The 23105-nt window shown below is 60.1% G+C and carries 21 protein-coding genes, 2 tRNA genes and 1 pseudogene; 11 read left to right on the top strand and 13 right to left on the bottom strand.

From position 1 onward, the window contains the following. Nucleotides 1-92 precede the first annotated feature (92 nt). The 5 genes from RGV33_RS26320 to recX all read left to right on the top strand — a co-directional run bounded on the left by RGV33_RS26320 (nt 93) and on the right by recX (nt 3313). Nucleotides 93-650 (top strand): glycoside hydrolase family 19 protein, encoded by a 558-nt coding sequence (locus RGV33_RS26320; protein WP_322147182.1) that lies wholly within the window; start codon nt 93-95, stop codon nt 648-650. Next, nucleotides 638-1129 carry a lysis system i-spanin subunit Rz gene (locus tag RGV33_RS26315; RefSeq protein WP_322147181.1) on the top strand — a complete coding sequence of 164 codons (492 nt, stop codon included), beginning with the start codon at nt 638-640 and terminating at the stop codon, nt 1127-1129. Before RGV33_RS26320 ends, RGV33_RS26315 begins: the two co-directional genes overlap by 13 nt. Before the next feature lie 71 nt (nt 1130-1200). Then, nucleotides 1201-1701 carry a CinA family protein gene (locus tag RGV33_RS26310; RefSeq protein ID WP_322147180.1) on the top strand — a complete coding sequence of 167 codons (501 nt, stop codon included), beginning with the start codon at nt 1201-1203 and terminating at the stop codon, nt 1699-1701. A gap of 83 nt (nt 1702-1784) precedes the next feature. Continuing rightward, nucleotides 1785-2837, top strand: coding sequence for a recombinase RecA (gene recA, locus RGV33_RS26305; protein WP_177084820.1), 1053 nt, complete (start codon nt 1785-1787; stop codon nt 2835-2837). An 8-nt stretch (nt 2838-2845) separates the two neighbouring features. Beyond that, nucleotides 2846-3313 carry a recombination regulator RecX gene (gene recX, locus RGV33_RS26300; RefSeq protein ID WP_322147179.1) on the top strand — a complete coding sequence of 156 codons (468 nt, stop codon included), beginning with the start codon at nt 2846-2848 and terminating at the stop codon, nt 3311-3313. A gap of 245 nt (nt 3314-3558) precedes the next feature. Here recX and RGV33_RS26295 read toward each other — a convergent pair whose 3' ends face one another. After that, complete coding sequence (locus tag RGV33_RS26295; protein WP_322147178.1) at nt 3559-4668, bottom strand: TIGR00730 family Rossman fold protein; 1110 nt, start codon at nt 4666-4668, stop codon at nt 3559-3561. A 372-nt stretch (nt 4669-5040) separates the two neighbouring features. Continuing rightward, nucleotides 5041-5481, bottom strand: a complete 441-nt coding sequence (locus RGV33_RS26290; protein ID WP_322147177.1) for a PA3611 family quorum-sensing-regulated virulence factor — start codon at nt 5479-5481, stop codon at nt 5041-5043. Nucleotides 5482-5687: 206 nt separating this feature from the next. Here RGV33_RS26290 and RGV33_RS26285 point away from each other — a divergent pair, with 206 nt between their 5' ends. The 3 genes from RGV33_RS26285 (at nt 5688) to RGV33_RS26275 (ending at nt 7740) form a co-directional block, all read left to right on the top strand. Further along, nucleotides 5688-6398 (top strand): tRNA-uridine aminocarboxypropyltransferase, encoded by a 711-nt coding sequence (locus RGV33_RS26285; protein ID WP_322147176.1) that lies wholly within the window; start codon nt 5688-5690, stop codon nt 6396-6398. A gap of 253 nt (nt 6399-6651) precedes the next feature. Continuing rightward, nucleotides 6652-7302, top strand: coding sequence for a response regulator transcription factor ErdR (erdR, locus tag RGV33_RS26280; RefSeq protein ID WP_003208636.1), 651 nt, complete (start codon nt 6652-6654; stop codon nt 7300-7302). A gap of 75 nt (nt 7303-7377) precedes the next feature. After that, entirely contained in the window at nt 7378-7740 is a 363-nt protein-coding gene (locus RGV33_RS26275) for a diacylglycerol kinase (protein ID WP_003208635.1), read from the top strand. Here the strand turns inward: RGV33_RS26275 and RGV33_RS26270 are convergent. Beyond that, on the bottom strand, nt 7737-8663 hold the full coding sequence (locus tag RGV33_RS26270) for a LysR family transcriptional regulator (RefSeq protein WP_003208633.1): 927 nt from the start codon (nt 8661-8663) through the stop codon (nt 7737-7739). The genes RGV33_RS26275 and RGV33_RS26270 overlap by 4 nt on opposite strands. Before the next feature lie 124 nt (nt 8664-8787). On the opposite strand from RGV33_RS26270, the gene fpr reads away from it, so the two are divergent. Continuing rightward, nucleotides 8788-9567 carry a ferredoxin-NADP reductase gene (fpr, locus tag RGV33_RS26265; protein ID WP_003189055.1) on the top strand — a complete coding sequence of 260 codons (780 nt, stop codon included), beginning with the start codon at nt 8788-8790 and terminating at the stop codon, nt 9565-9567. 216 nt (nt 9568-9783) lie between these two features. Here fpr and tsaA read toward each other — a convergent pair whose 3' ends face one another. From tsaA to rimO, 5 genes are all read right to left on the bottom strand, one after another. Next, nucleotides 9784-10479, bottom strand: coding sequence for a tRNA (N6-threonylcarbamoyladenosine(37)-N6)-methyltransferase TrmO (gene tsaA, locus RGV33_RS26260; protein WP_322147172.1), 696 nt, complete (start codon nt 10477-10479; stop codon nt 9784-9786). After that, on the bottom strand, nt 10476-10943 hold the full coding sequence (locus tag RGV33_RS26255; protein ID WP_322147171.1) for a DUF1456 family protein: 468 nt from the start codon (nt 10941-10943) through the stop codon (nt 10476-10478). Before RGV33_RS26255 ends, tsaA begins: the two co-directional genes overlap by 4 nt. A 76-nt stretch (nt 10944-11019) precedes the next feature. Further along, on the bottom strand, nt 11020-11730 hold the full coding sequence (locus tag RGV33_RS26250) for an rRNA pseudouridine synthase (RefSeq protein WP_322147169.1): 711 nt from the start codon (nt 11728-11730) through the stop codon (nt 11020-11022). A gap of 71 nt (nt 11731-11801) precedes the next feature. Then, nucleotides 11802-12275: a GNAT family N-acetyltransferase gene (locus RGV33_RS26245; RefSeq protein WP_322147168.1), complete on the bottom strand. Its 474-nt coding sequence runs from the start codon at nt 12273-12275 to the stop codon at nt 11802-11804. Nucleotides 12276-12378: 103 nt separating this feature from the next. Then, nucleotides 12379-13719: a 30S ribosomal protein S12 methylthiotransferase RimO gene (rimO, locus tag RGV33_RS26240; protein ID WP_088422964.1), complete on the bottom strand. Its 1341-nt coding sequence runs from the start codon at nt 13717-13719 to the stop codon at nt 12379-12381. 301 nt (nt 13720-14020) lie between these two features. Between rimO and RGV33_RS26235 the strand changes: the two genes are divergently transcribed. After that, the gene (locus RGV33_RS26235; RefSeq protein ID WP_322147167.1) at nt 14021-15922 is read left to right on the top strand and encodes a potassium transporter Kup; all 1902 of its coding nucleotides are present in this window, start codon (nt 14021-14023) and stop codon (nt 15920-15922) included. Nucleotides 15923-16112: 190 nt separating this feature from the next. Here the strand turns inward: RGV33_RS26235 and RGV33_RS26230 are convergent, their stop codons facing one another. The 4 genes and pseudogenes from RGV33_RS26230 to RGV33_RS26215 all read right to left on the bottom strand — a co-directional run bounded on the left by RGV33_RS26230 (nt 16113) and on the right by RGV33_RS26215 (nt 20680). After that, complete coding sequence (locus RGV33_RS26230; protein ID WP_322147166.1) at nt 16113-17399, bottom strand: virulence factor family protein; 1287 nt, start codon at nt 17397-17399, stop codon at nt 16113-16115. Next, nucleotides 17399-20040 (bottom strand): annotated as a pseudogene (mprF, locus tag RGV33_RS26225) (bifunctional lysylphosphatidylglycerol flippase/synthetase MprF). The gene RGV33_RS26230 and the pseudogene mprF overlap by 1 nt, the downstream one beginning before the upstream one ends. A 280-nt stretch (nt 20041-20320) precedes the next feature. After that, nucleotides 20321-20397: transfer RNA gene (locus RGV33_RS26220), tRNA-Met, on the bottom strand. Between the two features lie 206 nt (nt 20398-20603). Then, nucleotides 20604-20680 (bottom strand) — tRNA-Met (locus tag RGV33_RS26215). 290 nt (nt 20681-20970) lie between these two features. Here RGV33_RS26215 and dinB point away from each other — a divergent pair. Then, nucleotides 20971-22029, top strand: a complete 1059-nt coding sequence (gene dinB / locus RGV33_RS26210; RefSeq protein ID WP_322147164.1) for a DNA polymerase IV — start codon at nt 20971-20973, stop codon at nt 22027-22029. A gap of 104 nt (nt 22030-22133) precedes the next feature. Here the strand turns inward: dinB and RGV33_RS26205 are convergent, their stop codons facing one another. Further along, entirely contained in the window at nt 22134-23087 is a 954-nt protein-coding gene (locus tag RGV33_RS26205) for a hypothetical protein (RefSeq protein ID WP_322147163.1), read from the bottom strand. Nucleotides 23088-23105: the final 18 nt, after the last annotated feature.

Below are 23105 nucleotides of genomic sequence, written 5' to 3'. Positions count from 1 at the left end.
ACCCTTCCCCTCGATAGCCAAACGGCCCGCTGGATGGCCTTGGTTGGACGCTGTTGCTAAGTAAATATCTAGGCGTGTGAGAGTAAAAAACGATGCTGATAACACTCCCTCAACTTATCCAGGTAATGCCTGGAGCCCGCCTCAGAGCGGGCATTTTTTTGGCGCCTTTAAATGAGGCTACCGCACGTCACCAAATCACAACATCCAAACGCATCGCCGCCTTCCTCGCCCAAATCGGCCATGAGTCCGGCGAATTGCGTTACGTACGTGAACTGGGCAGCGATCAATACCTGAGTAAATATGACACCGGCGCCCTGGCCGCTCGCCTGGGCAATACCCCCGAAGCCGATGGCGACGGGCAGAAGTATCGCGGACGTGGCCTGATCCAGATCACCGGGCGGCGCAACTACCTGGCATGCAGCCAGGCGTTGTTCGGCGATGAGCGTCTGTTGCAGCAACCCGAACTGCTGGAACAGCCACAATGGGCTGCCGAATCCGCCGCGTGGTTCTGGCAGAGCAATGGCTTGAACGAACTGGCTGACAAGGACCAATTCACGACCATCACCCAGCGCATCAACGGTGGCCTCAACGGTTTGGAGAACCGTATGCAACTGTGGGCCCGCGCGAAGGCGGTGTCATGGGCTTCCTGACGTCGTATCGCCTGCTTGGGTTTTGCCTGTTGCTCGCAGTTTCGGCGGGTGTTGCCTGGCAGGTACAGGCTTGGCGATATGGCGCACAACTCGAGCACCTGCAGGCTCTGCATGCCGCAGCTCTCAGCCAGCAACAACAGGCCGAACAGGACAAACGGCTGACACTGGAGCAACAACTCAGTGCCGGCGACCAACAACACACCCGGGAGCTTTCCGATGCACAACGCGCTCAGGCTCACCTGCGGGATCGCCTGGCCACTGCTGATGTGCGGTTGTCAGTCCTTCTCGACGCCAGCGATTCAGCCAGCGGCTGCGCAATGCCAGCCGCCGCCACCCCCGCCAGCCTGGTTCATGCAGCCCCGCGAGCCCGACTTGACCCGGCGCATGCTCAACGAATTATCGGCATCACCGACGACGGTGATAACGCAATGATCGCTTTGCGCGCCTGCCAGGCGTATGTCCGGGCAGTGGTACGTTAGTCTCTTGTAACTTGCATGGCCCATGGGCTCCTGTAGGGTAGGCAAACGCCCGTTCACTCCAGGAGATGACCGTGAAGGAAATTACTCAACTCGCCGCTGAACTTGGCCGACGCTTGCAGGTGCTCAATGCCCACGTCACTACGGCCGAGTCGTGCACCGGTGGCGGTATCGCCGAGGCAATCACGCGGATTCCCGGGAGTTCGGCCTGGTTTGAGGCGGGCTACGTCACGTATTCCAATCGCCAGAAGACCCGGCAGCTGAATGTGCCGGAAGCCCTGTTCCCCAAGGTCGGTGCCGTCAGCCGCGAAGTGGTCGAGGCCATGGCCCGGGGCGCCCAAGAGAAAAGCCTGGCGCGTTTTGCCGTGGCGGTCAGTGGTGTGGCCGGCCCCGATGGCGGCTCGCCAGACAAGCCGGTGGGCACCGTTTGGCTGGCCTGGGGCGTGGGCGATGAGGTTACTGCCGAGCTTGAACACTTCCCTGGCAACCGCGACGAAGTCCGCCGACAAACGGTAAAGGCCGCGCTAGAGGGCTTGTTGCGACGAGCTGCAGCAGAAATAGAAAATCAGGGGTAGGCGATCACGGATCTTTGTGGAACAATACTGTCTACTTATACAGGTGTTGGCCGCCAGGCCTTATTGATTACGTGAGGACTTTAATGGACGACAACAAGAAGAAAGCCTTGGCTGCGGCCCTGGGTCAGATCGAACGTCAATTCGGCAAGGGTGCCGTAATGCGTATGGGCGATCACGACCGTCAGGCGATCCCGGCTATTTCCACTGGCTCTCTGGGTCTGGACATCGCGCTCGGCATTGGCGGCCTGCCAAAAGGCCGTATCGTTGAGATCTACGGTCCTGAATCTTCCGGTAAAACCACCCTGACCCTGTCGGTGATTGCCCAGGCACAAAAAATGGGCGCCACCTGTGCGTTCGTCGATGCCGAGCACGCACTGGATCCAGAATACGCCGGCAAGCTGGGCGTCAACGTTGACGACCTGCTGGTTTCCCAGCCGGACACCGGTGAGCAAGCCCTGGAAATCACCGACATGCTGGTGCGCTCCAACGCCATCGACGTGATCGTCATCGACTCCGTGGCAGCCCTGGTACCCAAGGCTGAAATCGAAGGCGAAATGGGCGACATGCACGTAGGCCTGCAGGCCCGTCTGATGTCCCAGGCCCTGCGTAAAATCACCGGTAACATCAAGAACGCCAACTGCCTGGTGATCTTCATCAACCAGATCCGGATGAAGATCGGCGTGATGTTCGGCAGCCCGGAAACCACCACCGGTGGTAACGCGCTGAAGTTCTACGCTTCGGTCCGCCTGGACATCCGCCGTACCGGCGCGGTGAAGGAAGGTGACGAGGTTGTCGGTAGCGAAACCCGCGTCAAAGTTGTTAAGAACAAGGTGGCTCCGCCGTTCCGTCAGGCCGAGTTCCAGATTCTCTACGGCAAGGGTATCTACCTGAACGGCGAGATGATCGACCTGGGCGTGCTGCACGGCTTCGTCGAGAAGTCCGGTGCCTGGTATGCCTACAACGGCAGCAAGATCGGCCAGGGCAAGGCCAACTCGGCCAAGTTCCTGCAGGACAACCCAGAGATTGCCACGGCGCTTGAAAAGCAGATCCGCGACAAGCTGCTGACCCCGACTGCCGACGTAAAGTCGACGGCCACCCGGGAAACGGCTGACGACATGGCCGACGCTGACATCTGAGCCAAACGATGAGCGTTGTACTGGATACACCCGTCGCCGTAAGGCGCACTGCAATGGACCTGCTCGCACGGCGCGAGCATGGTCGGGTCGAGCTGACGCGTAAATTGCGCCAGCGCGGCGCAGATCCCGAGATGATCGACGCAGCCCTTGACCGCCTGACGGAAGAAGGGCTGCTGTCGGAATCCCGTTACCTCGAAAGTTTTGTTTCCTACCGATCCCGTTCCGGCTATGGCCCTGCGCGTATTCGCGAAGAGCTGAGTCAGCGCGGCCTGCAACGTGCTGACATCGAACTCGCCTTGCGTGAGTCCGGCATCAGTTGGCAGGCGCAATTGGAAGATACCTGGCGTCGCAAGTTTGCCGGTCACCTGCCTATTGATGCGCGGGAGCGAGCGAAGCAAGGTCGCTTCCTGAGTTATCGCGGATTCTCGATGGAGATGATCAGCCGCTTGTTGAGCGGTAAGGATCTGGATGACTAAGCCGACTGAGCGCTTGGTCCAGGCCATATAGAGATCATATGTGGGAGCTGTCGAGCCCCAGCGAGCCTGCGATGGGATCGCCTCGGTATACCTCACAGACCACAGCGCCTGCATCGCAGCCTCGCCAAGGCTCGACAGCTCCCACACTAAATGTGTGCGGCTTGTTCAGGACGGGACAGTTAAAGCAAAAAGGCCCGCTATGAAAATAGCGGGCCTTTTTTGCGTTTAGGGATCACGCCTAGTGATCACGCCGTTTCCGTCACCCGCTGCTGCGCTTTCCCCTGAGCTTGTGCCCAGTTCTCCGGCAAGTTGATGTAATCCACCAATTCCCGCAGCCGTCCCTGATCGCGCCCATTGAAATTGAACACCAGCCGCGTCAGATGGCTGAAGCTAGGCTCGTCATGCTCCTCGCCGGTGTACGCGATTTGTTGGAATTCGCCACTCAGCCGCAAGCTGGCAAACGCCTCCTGCAGATGAGCCAGTGCACCGTCACTCAACGGATGATTCATGCGAATCACAAACTGGCGCTTCAGCCAGCGAGTGGAATGAAAGTTGGCGTAGAACTGGTTGATTTCGTCCACCGCCTCTTCAGCGTTGTACACCAGACGCACCAGCTTGAGGTCGGTGGGCAAAATGTAGCGGTTGGCTTCAAGCTGGCTGCGGATAAAGTCCAGCGCCCCTTGCCAGAAACTCCCACCTGGCGCATCGAGCAGCACCACGGGCACCAGTGGGCTTTTGCCGGTCTGGATCAGAGTGAGTACTTCCAGCGCTTCATCCAGCGTGCCGAAGCCACCCGGGCACAGGATCAAGGCATCGGCTTCCTTGACGAAGAACAGCTTGCGGGTAAAGAAGAAGTGAAAGGACAGCAGGTTCTCGGTGCCATCGATGGTCGGGTTGGCATGCTGTTCAAACGGCAGGGTGATATTGAACCCCAGGCTGTGTTGCAGGCCGGCACCTTCGTGGGCCGCAGCCATGATGCCGCCGCCACCGCCGGTAATCACCATCAGGTCCGAACGGGCCAAAACCGCGCCCACTTCCCTGGCCAACGCATACAGCGGGCTTTCTACCGGCGTGCGCGCCGAGCCGAACACCGTGACTTTGCGTCGTCCCTTGAACTGCTCCAGCACCCGGAAGGCGTGGTCCAGCTCGCGGATGGCCTGCAAGGTGATCTTGGCGTTCCAGCGGCTGCGGTCGTCCTGGGCCATGCGTAATACGGTTAAGATCATGTCGCGATAAAGGGGGATATTCGGGCTGTTGGGCGCAATCAGGTGAAGTTGCGCGTCGACCTGCTGGGTCAGGTCGGTGCCGTTTTCTTGAAATTGACGGATCAGGAGTTCATTCGGTTCGTAAGGCATTCAACTTCTCCTTCTTCACAGAACCCTGGGTGCCGGCGAGAAATTCGTCGGGACCACGACACTGCATGTGTCGCCGCCTGTGACTAACGAGGCGGACGAAACCGGTTCTGTATATTCCTTATGATTAAAAACCTTTGCATTGCACGCTCAGGAGGGCAACCCTCTTTTGCCCTGAAAATGTTACAGAACGGTGTGAAAGCCCGGAGCGCCAAGCTTTCAGGATGAATTGATCATGAGCCTATAAAGTCTTGGCTGGCAACCGCTTATTGATCACTTGTGAGGGAGTTTAGACGTTGCCGCGAACGGGCAAAGACGGAGAGTACGGGGGGATATTGCGCGCCGCTGATCAGCGGCGCGCGACGGGAGCATCGCCTATTTTTTCTTCTTTGCCGCAGCCGGTGCCGGGCAATCTGCTTCCTGGAACTTGACCGACGCCACTGGGCGGTTGGTTTTGTTCTCGGTAATGTCGTAACGCATGATCGCGCCTTTGGCCATCAGCTCGCGATAGCCCTTGTTCAGGCACACACTTTGCCCCAGCTGGAAGTACACGGCCTTGGGGTTAGCGCGCATTTGCTCGGCGCGGTCAGGCTGCACGCTCAGATGATCAATCAACTGCAGGCCTTCAACGGTGTAGGCCACTTCCAGGGTTTTTTCGTCGATTTCCCGTGGAAGGTCTTTGTTGCTTTCTTCGGCGACGCTTTGCAGCTTCCTGTTCAGTTGGGCCTCCAGCAACGAGGCCGCTTGGGCACCCAGAGGCAAGACCAGCGCCAAGGCGACGGACGGAACTACAACGCGCAACATAGGACGCAGCATGAAACTCTCCTGATTCGGTTACTGGTGCATAGACCAGCCACTGCGCTGTGCGTTCAGTGGCGCGGGATTATAGGTGACCCCGGGCCAGTACGGCCAGCGTATTGCCGGGAAGTGCAGGTAGGCGTTAGCGCCTCTGGTAAACTGCGCCAACTTTTGCCTTCCCGAGTTCTATCTGTGTCGATTTCCACTTGCCTGCGGCGCATCCGATGAGCCATGCCGTCTCCCGTTTGCGCACCCAGCGCCTGGCCCGCGCCGTAAAGCCGTTTGTTGCACGGGGCTCGCGCGCCGAGCGCTGTCCCGGTTGCCGGGTGATTCCCGAGTATTGCCTGTGCGCCTGGCGGCCCAAGGTTGAGGCGAAATCCGGCATGTGCTTGCTGATGCATGACGTAGAACCAATGAAACCGAGCAACACGGGTTGGCTGATTGCGGACGTGATCAGCGACACCACCGCCTTTCCCTGGTCACGAACTGAGGTTGAACCTGAATTGCTGACCTTGCTGGCCGACCCGCAATGGCAGCCGTACATTGTTTTTCCCGGCGAATTCGTGGCGCCGGAACGAGTGGTCAACCAAGTAAGCCTGGAGGAGGGCAAGCGCCCGTTGTTCATTCTGCTGGACGGTACCTGGAGTGAGGCGCGCAAGATGTTTCGCAAGAGCCCGTACCTGGAGCACTTGCCGGTGTTGAGCCTGGCGCCCGAGCAACTGTCGCGCTATAAACTGCGCCGCTCCAAGCGCGACGACCACTTCTGCACCGCCGAAGTCGCCGCGCTGTGCCTGGAACTGGCCGATGACCTGGCGGCCAGCGAAGTACTGGATGCCTATCTGGACGTATTCAGCACCCACTATCTGGCGGCCAAGTTTCAACTGGCGCTGGACCCGGCCGACGTCGTCCATACTCGCCTTGCACCTTATCTATAGGCGTCATGGCCAGCCGACCTTTGCATGATGGCCGCGCAAACGCGTAGCCCGGTAAAATGGCCACGGGCGTAGCGCTTGACCACCCCGGCTACGCTGGGCATGCTTGGCGCCGATTGGGGCGCTGTCATAGATTGGAAACGTCGTCTTTGGACGTTGAGTGCGCCCTATGGTGATTGCTGGCCTGGCCGTCACCTTGTGCGTTGGCGAACACTGAACCCATCGGTGCTCGCATAAAAACAGGATCATTTAATAAATGGCCACATACGAAATCCTGATTGCCGATGACCACCCGCTGTTTCGCAGTGCGTTGCACCAGGCGGTCACGCTGGGCCTGGGGCCGGATGTACGCCTCGTTGAAGTTGCCAGTATTGCCGAGTTGGAAACCCGCCTCACCGAAAAATCCGACTGGGACCTGGTCCTGCTGGACCTGAACATGCCCGGTGCCTACGGTTTTTCCGGGTTGGTGCTGCTGCGCGGGCAATACCCGCAGATTCCGGTGGTGATGGTCTCGGCGCAGGAAGAAGCCTCGGTGGTGGTGCGCTCCAAGGAGTTCGGTGCCAGCGGCTTCATTCCCAAGTCCAGCTCCATGGAAGACATTCAGAAAGCCGTGCGCACGGTATTGGATGGCGATGTATCCTGGCCGCCGCAAGCCTTTGAAGAGATCAACGTCTCCGACGAAGCCAAGGCTGCTCGTGATGGGCTGGCCAGCCTCACGCCCCAGCAGTTCCGCGTGCTGACCATGGTTTGCGAAGGCCTGCTGAACAAGCAGATTGCCTACGAGTTGAGCGTGTCGGAAGCGACCATCAAGGCCCACGTCACGGCGATCTTCCGTAAGCTTGGAGTGCGTACGCGAACCCAGGCAGCGTTACTCTTGCAACAACTTGAGTCAATTTCGCAGCATTAAGACGCTGTTCATTCACGTTTTTTTGACTTTGCGTGCTCTAGTTTCCCCACACCTTTTTGCTCAGTTGCCTACTCTATGTCGCCTTTCAAAGGTCAAACCGGTATCAAACGTATCTTCAACGCCGGGGGATATTCCCTGGATGGCCTGCGTGCGGCCTTCACCGGCGAGGCGGCTTTTCGTCAATTGGTGTTGCTCAACGTCATCCTGATCCCGCTGAGTTTCTTCCTTAATGTCAGCCGGGTGGAGCGGGCGCTGCTGATTGCCGTGTGCCTGCTGGCATTGATCGTAGAACTGCTTAACTCGGCAGTCGAAGCGGCAATCGACCGGATTTCCCTGGACCTGCACCCGTTGTCGAAAAACGCCAAGGACATGGGCAGCGCCGCGCAGTTTGTCGCGCTGACCATGATTACCCTGGTGTGGGCCGTCATCCTGATCTAGGCAATGGTCGGCAGCACAATCTCGTCGCTGCGCTGTACCCCGGCGGTAAAGGAACGGCACAGTTCGAGGAATTCACGCATGGCCGAGGTCTGGTACTTCTGCTTGTGCCAGATGAAGTAGAACTGCCGGGCCAGGTCCAGGTCCGGGGTTTCCACCGGCACCAGGCTGCCGCGCCGAAACGCGTCGCGCAGCGCCAGCCGGGAAATGCAGCCAATCCCCAATCCTGACTCCACAGCGCGCTTGATCGCTTCGGTGTGTTCCAGCTCCAGGCGGATATTCAGCGCACTGCGGTGATGGCGCATGGCTTGGTCAAAGGTCAGCCGCGTGCCAGAGCCTTGTTCCCGCAGGATCCAGGCTTCATGGGTCAGCTCTTCCATGGTTGCCTGGCCGCGCTTGGCCAAGTGATGCTGCGGCGCGCAGAACACCACCAGCTCATCTTCCACCCAGGTTTGCACCTCGATGTCCGGATGGCTGCAGTCGCCTTCGATTAGACCCAGATCAATTTCGTAGTGCGCCACCTGATGCACGATATGCGCAGTGTTCTGCACATGCAGCTTCACCTGGCTCTCGGGATGCTGCTGCATGAAGCTGCCGATCAGCAGTGTGGCCAGGTAATTACCAATGGTCAGCGTGGCGCCGACCGCCAGGGAGCCGAAGCCGGACTTGCCGTTGAGCAGGTCCTCGATCTCTTTGGCTTGGTCCAGCAGCGCCACTGCCTGGGGCAACAGTTGGTGACCGAGGGCGTTGAGGCTCAGGCGCTTGCCCGCGCGATCGAATAATTGGCAGCTGGATTGGCGCTCCAGCTCGGTAATCGAGGTGCTGGCGGCAGATTGAGATAAGGCCAGAAGGCCAGCAGCGCGCGAGACGCTTTCCTGCTGGGCGACGGCGACGAAGACTTGCAGTTGACGTAGAGTAAATCGCATATCGATATAACCGATAACCCTTATCTTAATAATCCAGTTAACAGATATTGTCGCCGCCATTAGAATGCTGTGCAATTGCGCATCCAACATTTGGCGCAGACCCATTTCCAGGAGTTCCCCGTACATGAGCAACATGAACCACGAACGTGTCCTCAGTGTTCATCACTGGAACGACACGCTGTTCAGCTTCAAGTGCACCCGCGACCCGGGCTTGCGCTTCGAGAACGGTCAGTTCGTGATGATCGGCCTGCAACAGCCCAACGGCCGCCCGCTCATGCGCGCTTACTCCATTGCCAGCCCGAACTGGGAAGAGCATCTGGAGTTCTTCAGCATCAAGGTGCCTGATGGCCCGCTGACTTCCCAATTGCAGCACTTGAAGGAAGGCGACGAGATCATCATCAGCAAAAAACCGACGGGCACCCTGGTGCTCGACGATTTGAAGCCCGGCAAACACCTGTATCTGCTCAGCACCGGTACCGGCTTGGCGCCGTTCATGAGCGTGATCCAGGACCCGGAGACCTACGAGCGTTTCGAAAAAGTGATCCTGTGCCACGGCGTGCGTTACGTCAACGAAGTCGCCTACCGCGAATTCATCACCGAGCACCTGCCGCAGAACGAGTTCTTCGGCGAGGCCCTGCGTGACAAGTTGATCTACTACCCGACCGTGACCCGCGAGCCGTTCGAAAACGAAGGCCGCCTGACCGACCTGATGCGCAGCGGCAAGCTGTTCAGTGACATCGGCCTGCCGCCGATCAATCCTGAAGACGACCGTGCGATGCTGTGCGGCAGCCCGAGCATGCTGGATGAAACCAGCGAAGTGCTGAACAGCTTCGGCCTGAAGGTTTCCCCGCGTATGCGTGAGCCGGGTGACTACTTGATCGAGCGTGCATTCGTCGAGAAATAAGCGAACCGATTTGCTTTTGTGGCGAGAGACTTGCTCCCGCTGGACTGCGAAGCGGTCCCGGCGAGGCCACCTGGTTGTTCCAGATAAAATGGGGTGTCAGGTTTTGGGGCCGCTGCGCAGCCCAACGGGAGCAAGCTCCCTCGCCACATGACTTGGGTGCGACTAAAAAGCCCGCGTTGCCTTCACAGGCAGCGCGGGCTTTTTTGTTTTCGGGATTTACTTGGCTGCAATCACTTCCAGCACACAAATCATCCCCGCCTCGGGATAGTGCCAGCGCACGTCCACATCCCAGAATTGCGCACCGTATTCCCGTTCAGAGGTAGGAACCTGATACGCCGGCCGTGGATCCTGTGCCAGGCACTGCTCGATCAACGCCACCAATGGCTCGTCAAGGCGTTGAGCGTGGCCTTGTGCCTGTTGCAGCGCAGTCTTCAGCCACTGCACGGGAATCAGCTGTGGCGCAGCGCTGGCGATGCCATTGGTCGCGGTGTCAACGATGTCTGCGTACGGCACGTACGGCTTGATGTCGAGAATCGGTGTCCCGTCCAGCAGATCAATACCGGATATCCACAGGCGGCCGTTCTCTACCTTGTCCAGCTTGACCACCGACTGGCCGATGCCATTGGGCCGGTGGGTCGCGCGAGTAGCGAACACGCCCATCGACGTGTTGCCGCCCAGGCGCGGCGGGCGCACTTTGAGCCGTGGCTTGTCTTCCAGCGCCTGGTGGAACAGGAACAGCAACCACACGTGGCTGACCTGCTCCAGGCCCTGCACCGCCTCACCCTGGTCGAACGGTGCCACCAACTCCAGTATGCCCCGGGCGGCGGGCGCCAGTTGGGGCTGGCGCGGGATGGCGAACTTCTCCTTGAAACAGGAGCGCACGAAGCCGACGGGCGAGACGCTGTAGGTCACGGGCTTACGCGAACGCGCAGGGTCAGGCCCTTGAGGAAGTTGCGCAGCAACTGGTCACCGCAGGTGCGGTAGTTGGTGTGGCCGAACTTGCGGAACAGCGCGCTCAACTCAGGCTTGGACACCGGGAACTCGGAGGCCTTGAGGATCGCGTGCATGTCGTCTTCCTTCAGTTCGAAGGCCACGCGCAGTTTCTTCAGGATGATGTTGTTGGTTATCGGCAGATCGATCGGCTGCGGTGGACGGCTTTCGTCCTTGCCGCGCTTGAAGATCACCAGGCCATCGAGGAAATGCGCCATGACTTCGTCCGGGCAGAACACGAAGCCCTCTTCCTCGTCTTTCTTGAGGTAGGTCAGCAGGTCGTCCTTGGTGACTTCCATGCCGCCGAGCTTGATGATCTCGACCATCTTGTTGTCGCTGATGTCGAGCATGTAGCGCACGCTGCGCAGTACGTCGTTGTGAATCATGTGGGCAATCCTGGTCATTCAACTGTGAACACCGCCCAGGCAGGCGGTGTCGAGAGATTCGGCGGCGAAAAAAGTCTTAGAACTTTTCTTTGCCGGACAGATAGCGCCATTGGCCTACCGGCACTTTGCCGATGGAGACTCCGCCAATGCGGATGCGTCGAATGGCGACGACTTTCAGGCCAACGGCTTCGCAGAACAAGGCAATCACACCCGGTTGCGGGTTTTTCAACGCAAAGCGCAGGCGGTTCTCGTTCTGCCAGCTGGCTTTCACCGCTGGCAACTCCTTACCCTTATAGGTCAGGCCGTGGTTCAGGCGGTTCAGGCCGTGGGCGACCATATCGCCGGACACCTCCACCACGTATTCCTGTTCGATCTTGTTCGCGTCCGCCGTCAGCTTGCGCAAAATCTTCCAGTCCTGGGTGAACACCAGCAGGCCGCTGGCCTTGGCTTGCAGGTCGCTGCTGGCGGTCAGGCGCAGGAAGTGGCCCTTGAGCGGGCGCTTGCTGAAGCGGTGTTCTTCCGACAGGGTCTCGGCGTTGATCGAGGCCATGGCCGCCTCGGCATCCACACCGGCAGGCGCGTGGAACAGGATGGTCACCGGCTCTGGCGCGGTGGCCTTGGCTTCAGGGTCAAGCTCGACCTTCTGGGTGGTGACCTTGAACTGCGGCTCGTCGATCACTTCGCCGTCCACCGTGACCCAGCCGCCCTCGATGAACAGCTCAGCCTCCCGACGGGAGCAACCGACCAGTTCGATGAGGCGTTTGGAGAGGCGTAGGGGTTCAGTCATGACAAGGGCCGAAACAAAAGGGGGCGGCTATTGTACCTGTGTGGCGCCGGTTAATCCCGGCTCCATTTCATTTAGCCGCGGCGCGCCTGTGACTGGGCCTGGCGCAGGCGCATGTGCAGCAACGGATAAGGCTGGCCCATGCCGTCATGGTCCGTGCGCCCGACCACTTCAAAGCCCTGCTTGAAGTAAAAGCCCAGGGCTTGTGGATTCTGTTCATTGACGTCCAGTTGATCGGCGTTCATCGACTCGATGGCATAGCACAACAATTGCCGGCCCAGGCCCAGGCCACGGTGTTCCGGGTCGATAAACAGCATCTCGACCTTGCCCGCCGCCACCCCGGCAAACCCGGTGATGCGCTGGCGCGAGTCCTTGGTGCAGATCAGCATCACCGCGTCGAGGTAGCGGGTCAGCACCAGATTTTTCAGCAACTCGATGTAACTGTCCGGCAGGAAGTCATGGGTGGCCCGCACCGATGCCTCCCAGATACGGGCCAGTTCCTGGTAGTCGCTGGATTTGGGTGTATGGATAACCGAATGCTGACGCATGCCCGCTGCCCCTTGCCGATAGTTGGCGTTGATGGGCAAAACGATAGACCTAAAAAAGCCCCGCATCTTGTCCAGAGGCAGGGCTTTTTCAATTCTTTACATCTTATGCGCGCTTTTCAGCCCACAGGTCGTACTCGTCGGCGTCGGTCACGGTGCACCAGACCTTGTCGCCCGGCTTCAGGTCGCTGGCATCGTCGATGAACACGTTACCGTCGATTTCCGGTGCATCGAAGAAGCAACGGCCTACAGCGCCTTGCTCGTCGACTTCGTCGATCAATACTTCGATCTCGCGGCCGATGCGCAGTTGCAGGCGCGCCGAGCTGATGGCCTGCTGGTGGGCCATGAAGCGCTCCCAACGGTCTTGCTTGACGTCGTCCGGCACGATTGCCGCGTCCAGCAGGTTGGCCGGAGCGCCTTCAACCGGCGAGTACTGGAAGCAGCCGACGCGGTCCAGTTGGGCCTCGGTCAGCCAGTCCAGCAGGTACTGGAAGTCTTCTTCGGTTTCGCCCGGGAAGCCGACGATGAAGGTGGAACGGATGATCAGGTCCGGGCAGATCTCGCGCCAGTTCTTGATACGCGCCAGGGTCTTGTCTTCGAAGGCCGGGCGTTTCATGGCCTTGAGGATTTTCGGGCTGGCGTGCTGGAACGGGATGTCCAGGTACGGCAGGATCTTGCCGGCGGCCATCAGCGGGATCAGCTCGTCGACGTGCGGGTACGGGTAAACGTAGTGCAGGCGCACCCAAACGCCGAGGCTGCTCAGGGCTTCGCAGAGTTCGGTCATGCGGGTTTTTACCGGCGCGCCGTTCCAGAAACCGGTGCGGTATTTGACGTCGACGCCGTAGGCGCTGGTGTCCTGGGAGATCACCAGCAGCTCTTTTACGCCGGATTTGACCAGGCGCTGGGCCTCGTCCAGTACGTCGCCCACCGGGCGGCTCACCAGTTTGCCGCGCATCGAGGGGATGATGCAGAAGCTGCAGCTGTGGTTGCAGCCTTCGGAAATCTTCAGGTAGGCGTAGTGGCGCGGGGTCAGCTTGATGCCTTGTGGCGGCACCAGGTCGATCAGCGGGTTGTGGTCCTGGCGCGGCGGCACCACTTGGTGCACGGCGTTGACCACCTGCTCGTACTGCTGCGGGCCGGTCACGGCCAGCACGCTCGGGTGTACCTTGCGGATGTTGCCTTCTTCCACACCCATACAACCGGTGACGATTACCTTGCCGTTTTCCTTGATGGCTTCGCCGATCACTTCCAGGGACTCAGCCTTGGCCGAGTCGATGAAGCCACAGGTGTTGACCACCACCACGTCCGCGTCCTGGTAGGTGGACACGACGTCATAACCTTCCATGCGCAGTTGCGTAAGGATGCGTTCGGAGTCGACCAGAGCCTTTGGGCAACCCAGGGATACAAAGCCGACCTTGGGGTTGGCTTTTGCGATGGTGGTGGACATGTCTAACCTCGGTATTGAATGACGCCGCCAGTCGTGCACGAAAGGCTGCGGATGGGCACTTGGTGTGCCTCTGATCAAAAAGTGCGCAATTCTAGCGACGGGAATCGCTCTTGACCAGCTTTATGCAGGGAAATACGACGAGTGCTGCGCTATGCTTCGCGCCGTTGCACCTGAGTGAATTTCCTCGGTCAATAAATCGTCTGTAACGAGAAGTAAAACAGCGCATGCTGTGGACAGCATAGGCGCCCGCAGCAGGCGCGCTGTTTATAAAAGACCGCAGGTCAAAGGGCAGGAGTGGTTGATGGGTCAGGCAAGTAGTCAGGCAGCAGGTGCCGAGCATTCCAACGCAAAGCCGATCGGCATGCTGGTGGCGGCAGTGGGGGTGGTGTACGGCGATATCGGCACCAGCCCGCTCTATACCCTCAAAGAGGTGTTTACCGGCGGTTATGGGGTTCAGGTCAACCATGACGGCGTGCTGGGGATCCTCGCGCTGATCTTCTGGTCGCTGATCTGGGTGGTGTCGATCAAATACATGCTGTTCGTGCTGCGCGCCGATAACCAGGGCGAAGGCGGCATCATGGCCTTGACCGCGTTGGCACGACGGGCGGCGGGGGAGCGCAAGCGATTGCGCAGTTTCCTGGTGGTCTGTGGCCTGTGTGGTGCGGCGCTGTTCTATGGGGACAGCATGATCACCCCGGCAATTTCTGTATTGTCGGCTGTGGAAGGCCTGGAGCTGGCCTTCGATGGTCTGGAGAAATGGGTCGTGCCGATCGCCCTGGTCGTGCTGGTGGCGCTGTTCCTGATCCAGAAGCACGGCACTGATCGCATCGGCAAGCTGTTCGGGCCGGTGATGGTCACCTGGTTCCTGGTGCTGGGCGGCCTTGGCGCCTACGGAATCACCCAGCATCCGGAAGTACTCAACGCCATGAACCCGATGTGGGGCGTGCGTTTCTTCGAGGCGCACCCGGGCATTGGCGTGGCCATTCTCGGCGCGGTGGTGCTGGCGTTGACCGGCGCCGAGGCGCTGTACGCCGACATGGGCCACTTCGGCCGCAAACCCATCGCCCGCGCCTGGTTCATATTGGTGTTGCCGGCGCTGGTACTCAATTATTTCGGCCAGGGTGCGCTGCTGCTCGGCGATCCTGAAGCCGCGCGCAACCCGTTCTACCTGCTGGCGCCGAGTTGGGCACTGATCCCGCTGGTGGTGTTGTCCACGCTGGCCACGGTAATCGCGTCCCAGGCGGTCATTTCCGGCGCGTTCTCCCTGACCCGCCAGGCCATCCAGCTCGGTTACATCCCGCGCATGCATATCCAGCACACCTCCAGTGCCGAGCAAGGCCAGATCTATATCGGCGCGGTGAACTGGTCGCTGATGGTCGGCGTGATCTTGCTGGTGCTGGGCTTCGAGTCGTCCAACGCATTGGCGTCGGCCTACGGTGTAGCGGTGACCGGCACCATGCTGATGACCACCATCCTGGTGTCGGCGGTGATGCTGCTGCTGTGGAAATGGCCACCGATATTTGCGGTGCCGGTGTTGGTTTGCTGCCTGTTGGTGGACGGGCTGTACTTCGCGGCCAACGTGCCGAAGATCGTCCAGGGCGGCGCTTTCCCGGTACTCGCGGGGATTGTGCTGTTCGTGCTGATGACCACGTGGAAGCGCGGCAAACAGTTGCTGGTGGAGCGCCTCGACGAGGGTGGCCTGCCGTTGCCGATCTTTATCAGCAGTATCCGTGTGCAGCCGCCCCACCGGGTGCAGGGCACTGCGGTGTTCCTCACCGCGCGTCCCGACGCCGTGCCCCACGCGCTGTTGCACAACCTGCTGCATAACCAGGTATTGCACGAGCAAGTGGTGCTGTTGACGGTGGTTTACGAAGACATTCCGCGTGTGCCGGTCTCACGCCGCTTTGAGGTGGATTCCTACGGCGAAGGCTTCTTCCGTGTGATCCTGCACTTTGGTTTTACCGATGAGCCGGACGTACCCGAGGCGCTGAAACTGTGCCATCTGGACGACCTGGACTTCAGCCCGATGCGCACCACCTACTTCCTCAGCCGCGAAACCGTGATCGCCTCGCGCATCAAGGGCATGGCGCGCTGGCGCGAAGGGTTGTTCGCCTTCATGCTCAAGAACGCCAACGGCAACCTGCGCTTCTTCAAGCTGCCGGTTAACCGGGTGATCGAGCTGGGTACCCAGGTAGAAATGTAAGCCCTGGCAGCGTCCCCCCGTAGCAGCTGTCGAGCCTTGGCGAGGCTGCGAGGGGCGCGACCCGGTCCAGAGGTCTGACCGTGAAGCGGTGGTGCTGCCGACGCAGCCTCGCCGGGGCTCGACAGCTGCTACGGGCAATCAACAAAAAGCCCCCGGTGCCTTGCGGCAGCGGGGGCTTTTTTGTCGGCGCTTATTCGGCCGGGGTCTTGCCCTGGCGCTTCTCGATGATGTCTACCAGGCGCTTGGCCAGCGCCGGGTAGTTCTCGTCGAAGTGATGGCCGCCAGGCAGCTTCACGGCTTCGCCAACGGCGGTCTTCTCGGTGCAGCCGCTCTCGTCGACTTCCTCGGCACCGTAGATGCACACCACTTTGTCGGCCGGCAGCTTGGCCATTTCCGGGCCGGTAGCGGCTTCTTTACCGGCGTTGCCCAACCAGCCTTCCACTTCGATCTCGAAGCTGCCGGTGCGGGCGAAGGCCAGCAGGATGATCGCGTCTACGCGCTGCTGCTCGCTTTCCGGCAGGCGGTTGTAGATCGCCGGCAACACGTCGGCGCCGAACGAGTAACCGGTCAACACGAAACGCTTGGTACCCCACTTCTGCCGGTAGTGCTGCATCAGCTCGGCGAGGTCCTTGGCGCTTTGTTCCGGGGTCTTGTGCTGCCAGTAGTAGCGCAGGGTGTCTATGCCCACCACCGGGTAGCCGATCTTGGCCATTTCACCGGCCACGTCGCGGTCCAGGTCACGCCAGCCGCCGTCACCGGAGAGGAACAGGGTGACGGTGTCCTTGGCCTGGCCTGCGGGCACTTCGACCACCGGGATTGCCAGGCCGCCGTTGTCCGAGCCCACCAGTTGCTTGCGCAGTTCGTTGTTCAGCACTTGTGGGTAGTGAACGTCGTAGTCACTGATGCTGGTGGTCGCGCGCGGTGTATCGCGTACGAAACTGGCGGCATCGTCGTCAGGGTTATCGTTCCAGGCCACCAGCCAACTGCCGTGGGCCGAGGTTTTCGGCAGCGGGTCGTTGCAGCCAGGCTGCACCAGCGCGAAGCCAACGGAGATGGCATTGGCCTTGTCGTCGTTCTGTGCGGCCAGCCAGCGCCACGCCAGGGCTGCACCCGGGCCGATGCCGCTGACCAGGGTCGCCGGGCCGGCAAGTTGGCCCAGGGCGGTTTGCAGGGCTTGTTCCTGCAGCTTGCAGTCATCCTTGGGCAGGACCACTTGGACGATCTGCGCTGCGCCGCCCTGGCTCAGGGCGATCAGTTGGCTGTCGGTCAGGGTTTCGTCGGCCAGTACGGCCACGGCCACCCGGGCTTTGGGTGCGGCGCCCGGGGTAACGCGGGTCAGGACCGTGCCGTCAGCCTGTGGCAGTTGTTCCAGAGTCGGTTGCGGTGCAGGGCGATTCCAGTACCAGTAACCGCCACCGAGGATCAGTGCCAGTACCACCAAAAATGCCAATACATACCGCCAGGAGCGTCGAATCATCAGCGTTTCACCAATCCAGTCAAGCCGCCCGCAATCAGGGCGGCGGTGTCGGCCAGTGCCACCAGCGGATCAAGTCCTGCGGGCACGGCCATATAACGGGGTTCCCAGTCAGGCTGGAACTTGTCTTTGAAGCGGCGCAAACCTTGGAAGTTATACAGTTGCTCGCCACGGCGGAACACCATCGAGCCCAAGCGTTGGGTCAGCGGCGCGCCACGTCGTGGTTGCAGGCCCGACAACGGCACCATGCCGAGGCTGAAGCGGGCGTAGCCATGGTTCTTATAATGTTGAATCAGGCCGACCATCATGAATTCCATGGTCAGTTTTGGCGCGTCCGGGTGCGCACGCATCAGGTCGAGACTGGCCAGGTCGTGGCTGTAGGTCTCAAGCAGGTTCGCAAACGCTACCGGGCGCCCTTCGAAGCGAATGATCGCTATGCGAAAGTGCTTGAGGTAGTCGTCGCTGAATCGTCCCAGGGAGAAGCCTTTTTCCCGCACGTTCTTGCCGGTCAGCCAGGCGTCGGAGATGACTTTCAGCTCCTCCATCGGGGCTTGGCCGGGTTCGTGGATCTCCAGGGACAGGCCGTCGCGAGTCCCGCGGTTCCAGGTGTAGCGCAGGTCCTTCATCTCTTTGCCCTTGGCTTCCAGGTCAAAGCGTTTGAGGTCCACCCGGGCTTCTTCGCCCAGTTTGATCGCGGTCAGGCCGATGTCCATGTAGTACGGCAGGTTCTCTGCGCGCACCTGGTAGAACACCGGGCGGGCGTGGTGGATGTCGCACAGGTCGCGGAACTGCCAGATCATCTCGGCCCGTTGCAGGGTCGGGCCGATCGGGTCATACAAGGCCACCAGGCTGCGACCGCGACGCGCGTACATCAGGAACGCTTCGTCGTTGGGATGAAACAGCAGGGCTTTGTCGCCGGTCAGTGCCAGGCCGCCATCGGGTTGGGCCGAGTTCATCAGGATCTTGGTGGCGCGTTCCAGCTCATCGGGTGTCGGCAAGTGGATGATCGGGCGCGCCGTGCGCAGCAACCAAGTCAGCGACACCACCACCAGCACCACGGCAGCGCCCAGCAGCGAACGCAGGCCACGCGGGGCGTTGGCATCCAGGGTGAACTGCCACCACAGCTGATGGCTGTAGGGCACGTCCTGGTAGGCGAACAGCAGCAGCCAGATCGACGCACCGAGCACGCACACGCTGGCCACCAGGTACAGCGGCGAGAACGGCAGTTCGGTCAGGCGGCTGGCGCGATAGAACGAGCGCCGAAAGATTGCCAGCAGCACTGCGGTCATGGTCATCAGGCTGGCTTCTTCCCAGTCGAAACCCTTGAGCAGAGAGAGCAGGGCGCCGGTCAGCAACAGCACCATGGTCAGCATCCACGCGGCGGACAACCGGCGACGCAGGCCTTGGGCCAAGAGCAGGCACAGCACGCCGATCAGGCTGGCACCAAAGTGCGAAGCGTCAATCAGGCGATGAGGAATCAGGAAGCCGATGTTTTCCAGGCGTGAGTCGATTTCCGGGGTTGCGCCGGAAAACAGCAGGACCACGCCTGACAAAAAACCAGTACGGCCAGGATCGGTGCTGCGAGGCCCGAGGCCGCGCGCAGGCTTTGTTGCGTATGGAACAGGCGCTGGGCTTCATTGACCAGCAGGAACACACAGGCGATCAACAGCGGCAGCACCACATAGATCATCCGGTACAGCAGCAATGCGGCGGCCAATGGTGCGGCGCCGAGCTTGTCGGCAAAGGCTGCCAGCAGGATCGCTTCGAACACCCCGACGCCGCCCGGCACATGGCTGAGTACGCCGGCGGCCAGGGCCAGCAGGTACACCAGCAGGAACGGGCCGAAGGGCGGCGCTTCGGGCAGCAGCAAGTACAGCACGGTGGCGGCAGCGGCGACGTCGAGGGCGGTGATGATCAGTTGCAGGAGGGTCAGGCGGCGGCCCGGCAGGCGCAGCGTGCGGCGCCCGGCCTTGACCAGCAGGTTGTCCGGGTAAGGTTGCTCTGGCAGGCGGCGACGGTAGATGCCCACGCACAGCGCTACCGTCAACAACAGCACCGCGCCTGCGATACCGCCGAGCAGGCTCGCGGGTAAATGCAGTGCACTGGAGGCGGCGGGCAGGTTGCTCAAGGTGGCCAGCGCAGCCAGCGGCGGCAGGGCGCAACCCAGGGCGAGGCTGGCAAACACGGTCATGCGCGCCACTTCTGAGGCGCCGATGCCATACCGTGCATATAGACGGTAGCGAACCGAGCCGCCCGAGAGCATCGACAGGCCAATGGCGTTGCCGATGGCAAAGGCCGTAAAGCCGCCGTAGGCCAGGGTCTTGGCCGGCAGTTTCACGCCGGCATAGCGGGCGCCGGAAAATTCATAACCCAACAGGATGATAAAGCCGGCGACGGCGGCGCCGAACGCGCCCAGCAAGGCAGGCTTGGGCACTTCCAGGATCGAATCGTGGAGCGCGTACAGGTCCAGCTCAAGCAGCAGGTGGCGACAGGCGATAAGGGCGATTGCGAACAGCAACAACGTGACGCCCAGCCCGATGGGTTGGCGATATTTGCTCAACAGATCCAGCCAGCGCAATCGGGTGGGAGTGATCGGTTGTGTCGCTGTGACAGTGTCTTGTGGTTCAGACGAGTTGGCGCGCATCAATCACCTCGTGGATTGTGCGCGACAGGATGGAGGTATCCAGCCAAGTTACCAATCCCTATGGACAAAATAATCACAAATATTAACGCGGATCGCGAAGTGCAGCGACAGCGCCCATTGGTCGTAGAAGGACAGTGCTTGAAGACTTAGCATAGCTTGCAATGAGATGGACTCTACAAACCGTGTACGGTTTCATGAAAGATGCCATGCCATTGTTTCAAAAGGACTTTTTCATCAGATACAAAAAAGGCCACTCTTTCGAGCAGCCTTTTTTGATGTTTGGTTGCGGGAGCCGGATTTGAACCGACGACCTTCGGGTTATGAGCCCGACGAGCTACCAGACTGCTCCATCCCGCGTCTGTGTGGCGGCATTCTACAGAGCAACGGCGGGGTGTCAACCGTTAATCGAACGATGGGTCAAATAAGTGTGAATTAGCCTCGGATTGTCACGCATGTGCGGTAAGTGCGCGATTGGGAAAGGTTTTTTGTCAGACAATCGAAAAGGGCGCTAAAACAGACGCGCACAAAAAAGGCCACTCTTTCGAGTAGCCTTTTTTGATGTTTGGTTGCGGGAGCCGGATTTGAACCGACGACCTTCGGGTTATGAGCCCGACGAGCTACCAGACTGCTCCATCCCGCGTCTGTGTGTCGGCATTCTACAGAGGAACGCGAGTGTGTCAACCGTTGATTCAAAGAAAAGCGCTTGTGGTTCAATCGGTTAGCTCAAAAAGGTGGCCTGTTGATCGGCTCGGGGCCAGTCTGGCCGAGGCTTTCAGCTCTATTGGGGGGTGGGTTTCGATTGAGAAAATGAATTCATCTACGAATTTTCCTACCGCTTAGACGGAAGAATCAAACTACTGGTGCTATATACAGGTGCGAGTGAGATACTTGCCGCCTGTTCATTTTCTGCCCAGAACCACTGCCTTATATATGACGCAGCGCAAAATCATCCACGTTGACTGTGATTGCTTCTACGCCGCCATCGAGATGCGCGACGACCCGACCCTGGCGCAAAAGCCCTTGGCGGTTGGCGGCTCGGCAGACCGTCGTGGTGTGATCGCGACCTGCAACTATGAAGCGCGAGCCTACGGCGTGCGTTCGGCCATGTCGTCCCGGCATGCCTTGAAGCTGTGCCCGGACCTGACCATCGTCAAGCCGCGCATGGACGCCTATAAAGAAGCGTCAAAGGAAATCCAGACGATCTTTCGCGACTACACCGACTTGATCGAGCCCTTGTCCCTGGACGAAGCCTACCTGGACGTTTCCGACAGCCCGCATTTTGGTGGCAGTGCAACGCGCATTGCCCAGGATATTCGCCGGCGCGTTTCCAACCAATTGCACATCACCGTTTCCGCCGGCGTGGCGCCGAACAAGTTTCTCGCCAAGATCGCCAGCGACTGGAAAAAGCCCAACGGGCTGTTCGTGATTACTCCGGATCAAGTCGAAGACTTCGTCTCGGCGCTGCCGGTGAAAAAGCTCCACGGCGTAGGCAAGGTGACGGCCGACAAACTGACGCGGCTGGGCATTGAGGACTGCCTGCAACTGCGGGAGTGGAACAAGCTGGCGTTGGTGCGTGAATTTGGCAGCTTTGGCGAAAGGCTTTGGAGCCTTGCCCGTGGGATCGATGACCGGGTGGTGCAGAACGACAACCGCCGGCAATCCATCAGCGTCGAAAACACTTACGACGTCGACCTGCCGGACTTGCCCAGTTGTCTGGAAAAACTGCCTGAGTTGATGGAAACCCTGGCCGGGCGCATGGCGCGCATCGACAGCAGCTATCGGGCGGGCAAGCCGTTCGTCAAAGTAAAGTTTCACGACTTTACCCAAACCACGCTGGAGCAGGCCGGGGCAGGGCGGGACCTGGAGAGTTACCGGCAGTTGCTGACCCAAGCGTTTAATCGCGGCGCCAAGCCGGTGCGATTGTTGGGGATTGGGGTACGTTTGCTGGATTTGAGCAACGGCAACGAACAGCTTGAGCTGTCCTGGTAGGTTATCCGCGTAGCAGCTGTCGAGCCCCAGCGAGGCTGCGTCAGCGGTGCATCAGGTAAAACGCCGACGCAGCCTCGCTGGGGCTCGACAGCTGCTACGGGAAATTAGCGTGCCTCGGGATCCGCCACCAGGCGCCCGGCATCCTTGGTCAATGCCTGCACAAATTCCTGCTGCAACTCCGGGTCATTGCGGGTCAGTTCGATCAGGCTTTGTTCCAGCTCGCTGGCTTCTTCTTCCAGGCCCAGCTCCGACAGGCGCTTGACCCGGTGCACCCACTCGTTGACTTCGTCATCTTCCAGGTCGTCGTAGATCAACCCATGAGCTTCGAGCAATTTGCCCCGCAGCGTGCTGCTGACAGCCAGGGATGAGTCCGAATGCACGTCATCCTGGGCATCCTCGACACTGATCTTAAGGGTGCTGATGCGGTTCAGGTCCTGCTCGGCAAACGGGCTGTCCAACAGGTTCAGGCGCAGTACGCCGTTACGGTCGGTGGTCAGCTCATGGGTTTGCTTGCCGGCGGTTACCTGCACCGGACGTTCGCTCCAGGGCAGGCTCGAATACTCCACGCGCTTGTCGCGCTGGACTTCATCGATCCCCGCCAGGTTCTGTTGCGCGCGGCCGTTGGATTGCACGTTCATGAACGGGTTGATCCCGTCCACGCCATAGTTGAGCCAATCGCGGGTCATGCTCGCAGGCAGGTTGCCCAGGGCGAAGATATTCGCCACGTTGGCGCCCACGCCCGCCACCAGCGCGACCGCGCCGAAGGGCATCTCATAGAGCTTGCGCCAAGGCTGGTAAGGCGTGTAGCGGTCGTAGCGACGGGTGACTTCGAATTCGGTGACCTCAAAGGTCTTTTGCTCGTGAATGCGAACCCGACGCTGTGGCAGCTCCAGCACCTTGGGCTCGCCCACATCGATCTGCAGGCTGTGATCGAGCAATTTGCGCTCGATACGTTCCTCGTGCTCGCTGCGTTGCGACATTTGGTTGGCGCAGCCGCTGACCAGCAGGGCGCCACATAACGTGGCGCCCCCCAGGGCTATGGTGTTTCGCTTGAACATGACGACTCTTGATCTGGT

The organism is Pseudomonas sp. Bout1, from assembly GCF_034314165.1.
Lineage (GTDB): Bacteria > Pseudomonadota > Gammaproteobacteria > Pseudomonadales > Pseudomonadaceae > Aquipseudomonas.
Note: the sequence above shows the minus strand (reverse complement) of the source record. Positions and strands in the feature narration are given on the sequence as shown.